This window comes from Paenibacillus sp. 11B (assembly GCF_030487755.1).
GTDB classification, from domain to species: Bacteria; Bacillota; Bacilli; order Paenibacillales; family Paenibacillaceae; genus Paenibacillus; species Paenibacillus vandeheii.
This window is the reverse complement of the sequence record NZ_JAUKNS010000019.1, coordinates 1-1290: the sequence shown is the minus strand read 5'-3', so window position 1 is coordinate 1290 and position 1290 is coordinate 1. Positions and strand designations below refer to the sequence as shown.

Genomic DNA, 1290 nt, shown 5'->3' with positions numbered 1-1290 from the left:
TGGAGCTAGAATAAAAAGTGGACACCCATTAACGGACAGAAGGATAATAAGACTAACGGAGGTGTGTCCACATGGGAGAACAACGGCAACGATACAATGAAGAATTCAAAAAACAAACGGTCAAGTTTATTCAAGAACAGACGAAGACACTCAGTGATCTGGCAGAAGAGCTTAACATCCCGAAAAGTACGTTACATCAATGGATGAGCCAATATCGTGAGCTCAAAAACGAACCGGCTGCCAGTATGGACCGAGTTAAGGAACTCGAAGCAGAGCTGAAAGAGATGCGTCGCATGCTCCAAGAGAAAGAACATCGACTTGCCGATACGGAAGAGGAACTAGCTATTGTAAAAAAAGCGGTGCACATCTTCAGCAAACCAAAGAACTGAGATTCCAGTTCGTGGAGAATCATCGCTCCGAGTTCCACTTGGAGAAGATGTGCGAAACCCTGCAGGTCTCACGGAGCGGGTACTACAAATGGCGGAAGAACGAAACAAGCATGCAGGAGCTTCGGAAATCCCAGATCATGAAGCGAATTCAGTACCATTTTTCCGACCACAACAAGCGATATGGTAGCCCCAAAATTACACGGTTACTTCATCTGGAGGGGTTTAAGATCACCGAACGTACAGTGAGTGTGTACATGCGCCAAATGAAGCTCCGTTCCGTCGTTAGCCGCATATATCGTGTCCAGACCACGGACTCCAAGCATAACCATCCGGTCGCACCCAACACGCTGAATCAACAGTTTAAAACGCTCAAACCGAACACCGTCTGGGTTACAGACATCACATACATCCCGTGCCGAGGAGGACGCTTGTATCTCGCCAGTGTCCTGGATTTGTGCACGCGTGAAATTGTTGGTTGGCGTTTGTCGAACCATATGGAAACTAGCTTGGTGCTGGATGCTTTGAAGGCTGCTTACACTGCCAAACGACCTGGTAAGGGTTTGCTCCATCACTCGGATCGCGGCTCCCAATACACCTCCAAAGAGTACGTCGAGCAATTAAGTGCCTACGGTATGGAATCCAGCATGAGCCGCCGGGGAAACTGTTACGATAACGCCTGTATCGAGTCTTGGCACAGTATTTTGAAGAAGGAACTCATTTACTGTAATCCGCGCTTTAAAACACCGGAAGAGGCCTACATGGCTATCTACCAATACATTGAGTTTTACTACAACCGCAAACGAATGCATGGCGCACTGGGGTACCTTTCCCCTGCCCGTTTTGCACAGCAATTCACCGGAAATTCCGTAGCGTAAGTGTCTACTTTCTTGACAGAGGTCCA

At 48.0% G+C, this 1290-nt stretch carries 2 protein-coding genes; both read left to right on the top strand.

The features are described from left to right. The first annotated feature begins 71 nt into the window (after positions 1–71). Positions 72–389 carry a transposase gene (locus tag Q0V21_RS32660; protein ID WP_301249069.1) on the top strand — a complete coding sequence of 106 codons (318 nt, stop codon included), beginning with the start codon at positions 72–74 and terminating at the stop codon, positions 387–389. Between the two features lie 11 nt (positions 390–400). Continuing rightward, positions 401–1264, top strand: coding sequence for an IS3 family transposase (locus Q0V21_RS32655; protein WP_301880598.1), 864 nt, complete (start codon positions 401–403; stop codon positions 1262–1264). Positions 1265–1290: the final 26 nt, after the last annotated feature.

Coding starts and splice junctions, on each gene's coding strand:
- Q0V21_RS32660 (WP_301249069.1), top strand. CDS start 72: ATGGGAGAACAACGGCAACGATACAATGAAGAATTCAAAAAACAAACG.